The following is a 6,020-nucleotide window of genomic DNA, read 5'->3' as shown; positions in this document are numbered from 1 at the left end:
CGGCGGGGTCCTCGGGGTGAGGGGCCGACGGGGCGCCGACCGCGGGGGGCGTCAGCCCCCGAGGGCCTCCCGCAGCAGCGGGACGACCCCTTCCAGGGCGTGGGTGACGCCCAGGGTCGAGCCGCTGGAGAAGGCGTTGGCCAGCTCCGGGTCGTCCATGATCAGCAGGCGGCCGTCCTCGGCGGACGGGATGCCCTGGAGCACCGGGTCCTCCTCCAGGAAGCGGGTGGTCTCCTCGTCGCCGATGGGGAAGACGACGGTCAGGTCCGCGTCCAGGACCTCCACCAGCTCCGGGCTCAGGTCCACGTAGAACGCGCCCTCGGCCATCTCGGTGATCTCGGGCTTGTTCTCGAAGCCCAGGTCCTCCAGCAGGTCGACCCGCGCGTCCCCGGGGACGTAGGCGCCGTACTGCCCGTCGAAGTAGGCGCCGACCGCGATGGTCGTGCCCTCGAAGTCGGGGTTGTCCTCGCGCGCCTGCGCGAAGCGGCCCTCCAGCTCCCCGATGAGCTCCTCGCCCCGAGCGTCCTCGCCGAGCACCCGGGCGACCTGGCGGGTCTGCTCCTGCCAGGTGGTGCCGTAGGTGACCTCGACGCCGGGCGGCGGGCCGACCACGGGAGCGACGGGGGAGAGCAGGTCGTGGCGCTCCTGGGTGTGGTCGGAGCGGGTGTCGAGGACGACGTCGGGCTCCAGGGAGGCGACCGCCTCCAGGTTCGGCTCCATGGTGCCGATCTGCACCGGCTCCTCGTCGAACAGGTCGGCGGCCCAGGGGCCCACGCCGGCGCCGCCGTAGCCCTGCCAGTCGGCCACGCCGACGGGCTGGACGCCCAGGGCCAGCGCCGTCTCGGCGTCGGACCAGCCGAGGGCGGCGACGTTGGCCGGCCGGTCCTCGATCTCCACGTCGCCGAACAGGGTCTCGACGGTGACGGGGAAGCCCTCCGCGGCCTCGCCCGTCCCCTCCTGTCCGGCGTCGGAGGTCTGGCCGCCGCAGGCGGCGAGCATCAGGATGGACAGCGCACCGGCGGCGATCGTGCCGCCGCGGGTCAGCGGACCGCGGTTCATGGGGCCTCATTCGGTCGAGGAGATGAGCTTAGGCTCACCTAAGCAAGTCTCATGGTGGAGCAGGCGGAGCCGATGCGCAAACCGGACATCCCGGGTGGGGGCAGGTGTGGTCCGCGGAGGACGCCGACGGCGCGGGGGTGTCGGCGCCGCCGGAGGCCTCCGTGCCGCGCGCCGGGTGACGGGGTTCACGTCCCCCGGCCGCGGGGACGGGTCAGGCGTAGGCCTCGGCGCCCGCGCGCCAGTACCCGATGAACGCGATGTCCTCCTTGGCCACGCCCCTCTCCTTCACCAGGAACCGGCGCAGCCCGGTGGGGAGCCCGTTCTCGCCCGCCACGAAGCAGTAGGGGCGGCCCTCCGGCAGCGCGGCCCCGCTCACCGTCTCCAGCGCCAGCTGCCCGGGGACCGTGTGCGCGCCGTCGCGCGCCAGCCAGCGCACCTCCACCCCGGCGGGGGCGTCGACCTCGCGGACGTCGGCCGAGGAGGGCACCTCCAGGAACGCCAGCCCGCGCAGGTCGCGCGGGGACTGCTCCAGGATCGAGAGGATCGCGGGCACCGCGCTCTCGTCGCCGACCAGCAGGTGCCAGTCGGCGTCCTCGGGCGGCAGGTGGTAGATGCCCTCCGCCAGCAGCCCCAGCTCGTCCCCGGGCCGCGCGCCCAGGGCCCAGGCGGACGCGGGCCCCTCGTCCCCGTGGGCGACGAACTCGATGTCCATCTCCAGGGCCTCGGGGTCGAACCGGCGGGCGGTGTAGTTGCGCACGTGGGGCCGGCGCTCCTCGGGCATCGCGCGGAACTCGGCCACCCAGCCGTCGTCGGCGGAGGCGTAGGGCAGGTGCAGCCGCTCCTGGCCCGGCCGCGCGAAGAAGATCCGCGTGCACTGGTCCAGGCCCATGAACTCGAACCCGGCCAGCTCCTCGCCCCCGACCGTCACCGTGACGAAGTTGTCGGTGGTCCGCTCGGTGCGCACCACCCTGACCCGGACCATGCTCCGTCGACTCGGATACCTGATGCGCAACGGAAAGGCCTCTCGTTCGGGGTGCGGGGTTCGCCGGGCGCGCCCGGTCCGGGCCGCTGCGGGGATTCCGGCGGCGGACGGGGTCGCCGTCACGGCGGGCGAAGGTTAGCCTAACCAAGGTTGGGTGTGCCCGGGCGGCCGGGGTCGTGTTCGGCGAGGGCGCCCGGCCTGACTAGCCTGGCCAGGCCACGACACAGCAGGGGGAACAGGACATCGGATGAGTACACGTCTGCACGGGGTCGCGCACCCCGAAGAGAGAGGAAGTACCTGGTGAGCGCCTCCACCAGCACGGTCGGCGCCCCCGACACCGCTCCTCCCGCCGCTCCGGAGGCCCCCGCCCCGCGGCCCCTCGCCGACGGGACGCCCGGGAACGCGCCGGCCCTGCGCCGGCGCACCCTGCGGCGCAACCGCCGCCACGTCTCCCTGGGTGTGGTCCTCCTCTCCCTGCACCAGGTCGCCGAGGCCCTCGTCCCCGTCGCGATCGGCCTGACCATCGACCTGGCGGTCGACACCGGGGACGTCACCGCCCTGGCCTACTGCGTCGCGGGCATCGCCCTGCTCTTCACCGTCCTGGCCTTCGCCTACCGCACCGGGGCGCGCTTCACCCTGCGGGCGGTCGAGAACGAGGCCCACCTGCTCCGGGTCGAGGCCGCGCGCCGCGCCCTCGACCCGCGCGGCGAGCGCAGCGGGCTGCGCGCGGGCGAGGTCCTGTCCGTGGCCACCTCCGACGCCGAGCAGGCGGCCGTGTACGTGCGCGCCTGGTCGGCGGCGATCGCCGTCACGGTCGCGATCGTCGTCACCACCGTCGCCCTGCTGGCGGTCGACGTCCCGCTCGGCCTCGGCGTGCTCGTCGGCGTCCCCCTGCTCATGCTGCTCCTGCGCGTCCCCGCGGCCCACATCACGCGGCGCAGCGAGGCCAAGCAGGCCACGGCCGCCGGAGCGACCGCCCTGGCCACCGACCTGGTCACCGGGCTGCGCGTCCTCATGGGGATCGGCGCCCGCCACAACGCCGCCCTCCGCTACCGCTCCGCCAGCGCCCGGGCCCTGGACGCCTCGGTCGGCGCCGCGGCCAGCAGCGGTGTCTACCGGGGCCTGGTCACCGCGGCCGGCGCCGTGTTCCTCGCCTGCGTCGCGGGCGCGGCCGGGTGGATGGCGCTGGAGGGCCGGCTCACCGTCGGCGAACTCGTCATCGTCATCGGCCTGGCCCAGTTCCTCTCCGAGCCGGTGCAGGGCCTGGGCATGGTCGGGCAGCTCTTCGCCACGGCCCGCGCCTCCGCCGACCGGTTGGTCAGACTGCTCAACGCGCCCGACGCCGTCACCCCCGGGGACCGCTCCCCGGGCGGGAACGCGCTCGTCGAGCTGGCCGGGGTCTCCCACCGCACACTGGACGACGTCGACCTGAGGCTCGCCCCCGGCGAGTTCGTCGGCGTGCTCGCCACCGACCCGCGCGACGCCGAGGCACTGCTGGAACTGCTCTCGGGCAGGGCCGGCACGGAGGGCGTGGAGGGTTCCGTCACCGTGGGCGGGGTGCCCGTCGGCGAACTGGACCTGGACGCCCTGCGGGCCGCGGTCCTGGTGGAGGAGCACGGCTCGGCCCTGTTCGAGGGCACCCTGCGCTCCAACCTGGTCACCGGCCCCGGCACGGACGAGGAGCGGCTGCTCGACGCCCTGCGCGCGGCCTCCGCCGAGGACCTGGTCCTCGGCCACCCCGACGGCCTGGACCGCCCCGTCTCCGACCAGGCCGCCAACCTGTCCGGCGGACAGCGCCAGCGCGTGGCCCTGGCCCGCGCCCTGGCAGCCGACCCTCCCGTGCTCGTCCTGCACGACCCCACCACGGCGGTGGACGCGGTCACCGAGGAGGCCATCGCGCGCGGCGTCGCCGCCGCACGGAGCGGGCGCGCCGCACCCGGGGCGACCCTGGTCGTGGCCGCGAGCCCCGCCCTGCTCTCCCGCGCCGACCGGGTCGTCGTGCTCGTCGGCGGCCGGGTCCACAGCACCGGAACACACGCACGACTGGTCGAGGAAGACCGGCACTACGGCGAGGCGGTGCTCCGATGAGCGCGACCACTTCCACGGGCGCGACGGACACGCCGCCCGCCGAGGACCCGGCGGGCGGGGAGCTGCTCCCCACCGCCGGCGCACGCAGGACCTGGGCCGTGCTCGGGGAGGGGGTGCGCGCCACCGGATGGGCCACCCCCCTCGCCCTGCTGACCGTGCTCGCGGGCAGCGGCGCCGGACTGGTCGCCCCCTGGGTGCTGGGCGGCATGGTCGACGACATCTCCGCCGGGGCGGACCTGGACGCCGTCCTGCGCTCGGCCGGGCTGATCGCCGCCGCCGCGGTGGTGGGCGGGCTGCTCGTGGGCCTGGGCGCGTGGCTGGTCAGCAGGGTCGGCGAGACCGTCCTGGCGCGGCTGCGCGAGCGGGTCATGGACCGGGTGCTGCACATGCCCGCCACACGGCTCGAGAGGGTCCGCATCGGCGACCTGCTCTCCCGGGTCGGGGACGACGTCGCAGTGGTCACCGCCAGCATCGCGCGCACCGGCCCCGACGTGGTGATCGCCCTGGCCACGGTGGTGCTCACCGCCGCGGGCATGACCGCCCTGGACTGGCGCCTGGGCCTGGCCGGGCTCTGCGCGCTGCCCGTGTACGCCATGGCCCTGCGCTGGTACCTGCCGCGCTCGGGCTCCTACTACGCCCGTGAGCGGATCGCCATGGGCGAGCGCTCGCACGCGATGATGGGCGCCCTGCGCGGGCGCGGCGCCGTGCGCGCGTACCGCCTGGAGGACGAGCACGAGGAACGGGTCGCCCGGCGGTCCCGTGCGGCCAGGGACATCACCGTCGAGGTGTTCCGCCTGTTCACCCGCTTCGGGTCGCGCCTCAACGGGGCCGAGTGCGTGGGGCTGACCGCCGTCCTGGTCACGGGGTTCTGGCTGGTGCGCGGCGACCTCGCCACGGTCGGCATGGTCACGGCGGCGGCCCTGTACTTCCACCGCCTGTTCGGGCCGATGATCTTCCTCGTCATGAACTTCAACGAGGTCCAGTCCGCCGGGGCCAGCCTGGCCCGGCTCGCCGGTGTCGTCGACCTGCCGCAGGAGCGCGACCCGGGCGCCGAGGAGGGGCCCGCGGGCTCCACCGTGCGCGTCGAGGGCGTCACCCACTCCTACGGGAACGGCGCCCCACCCGCCCTGGAGGACGTGACCCTGGAGGTCGCGGCCGGTGAGCGCGTGGCCCTCGTGGGGGCCAGCGGCGCGGGCAAGACCACGCTGGCCGCCCTCGTGAGCGGGCTGCGCACGCCCGGCCGGGGGACGGTGTACCTGGGCGGCGTCCCCCTCGACGAGCTCGGGGAGCGCCGGGTGCGCGAGCACGTCTACCTGGTCAGCCAGGAGACCCACGTGTTCGCGGGAACCCTCCTGGAGGACCTGCGCCTGGCGCGCGCCGATGCGCAGCCGGCCGACGCGGAGCGGGCCCTGGAGGCGGTCGGCGCCCTGGAGTGGGTGCGCGCCCTGCCCGAGGGGCTGGACACGGTCGTGGGCGAGGGCGGCCACCCCCTGACCGCCGAGCAGGCCCAGCACCTGGCGCTGGCCCGCCTGGTCCTGGCCGACCCGGACGTCGCCGTCCTGGACGAGGCCACGGCCGAGGCGGGCAGCTCCGGGGCGCGGCGCCTGGAGCGGGCCGCCGTCGCGGCCACCGCGGGCCGCACCACCCTCGTCGTGGCGCACCGGCTCACCCAGGCCGAGGCCGCCGACCGGGTGGTGGTGATGGACCGGGGGCGGATCGTGGAGCAGGGGCCGCACGCCGAGCTGGTCGCCGCCGGGGGCCGCTACGCGGCGCTCTGGCGCAGCTGGCAGGGCGCCCCGGGGCCGCACACGGCCGCACCCTCCGTGTAGGGCCCCCTCGGGGGCTCGCGGGCGGCCGCGGGCCGGAAAAGCGCGGGGAACACCTCCTGGCC

4 protein-coding genes are annotated in these 6,020 nt (G+C 75.9%); 2 read left to right on the top strand and 2 right to left on the bottom strand.

From position 1 onward, the window contains the following. Window positions 1–51 precede the first annotated feature (51 nt). Window positions 52–1,059 carry an ABC transporter substrate-binding protein gene (locus ACWGL3_RS30460; RefSeq protein ID WP_267949555.1) on the bottom strand — a complete coding sequence of 336 codons (1,008 nt, stop codon included), beginning with the start codon at window positions 1,057–1,059 and terminating at the stop codon, window positions 52–54. Window positions 1,060–1,270: 211 nt separating this feature from the next. After that, window positions 1,271–2,041: a siderophore-interacting protein gene (locus ACWGL3_RS30455; RefSeq protein WP_267949556.1), complete on the bottom strand. Its 771-nt coding sequence runs from the start codon at window positions 2,039–2,041 to the stop codon at window positions 1,271–1,273. A 300-nt stretch (window positions 2,042–2,341) separates the two neighbouring features. Here ACWGL3_RS30455 and ACWGL3_RS30450 point away from each other — a divergent pair, with 300 nt between their 5' ends. Together ACWGL3_RS30450 and ACWGL3_RS30445 are read left to right on the top strand one after the other, a co-directional pair. Then, a complete protein-coding gene (locus tag ACWGL3_RS30450) occupies window positions 2,342–4,129 on the top strand; it encodes an ABC transporter transmembrane domain-containing protein (RefSeq protein ID WP_431061502.1) in 1,788 nt (595 codons plus the stop codon). Then, window positions 4,126–5,958 (top strand): ABC transporter ATP-binding protein, encoded by a 1,833-nt coding sequence (locus ACWGL3_RS30445; protein WP_267949557.1) that lies wholly within the window; start codon window positions 4,126–4,128, stop codon window positions 5,956–5,958. The genes ACWGL3_RS30450 and ACWGL3_RS30445 overlap by 4 nt, the downstream gene beginning before the upstream one ends. Window positions 5,959–6,020: the final 62 nt, after the last annotated feature.

The sequence above is a fragment of the Nocardiopsis sp. NPDC055824 genome, assembly GCF_053616335.1.
The sequence above is the reverse complement of the archived record's forward strand: the minus strand, read 5'-3'. Positions and strand labels throughout refer to the sequence as shown.

Coding starts and splice junctions, on each gene's coding strand:
- ACWGL3_RS30460 (WP_267949555.1), bottom strand. CDS start 1,059: ATGAACCGCGGTCCGCTGACCCGCGGCGGCACGATCGCCGCCGGTGCG.
- ACWGL3_RS30455 (WP_267949556.1), bottom strand. CDS start 2,041: ATGGTCCGGGTCAGGGTGGTGCGCACCGAGCGGACCACCGACAACTTC.
- ACWGL3_RS30445 (WP_267949557.1), top strand. CDS start 4,126: ATGAGCGCGACCACTTCCACGGGCGCGACGGACACGCCGCCCGCCGAG.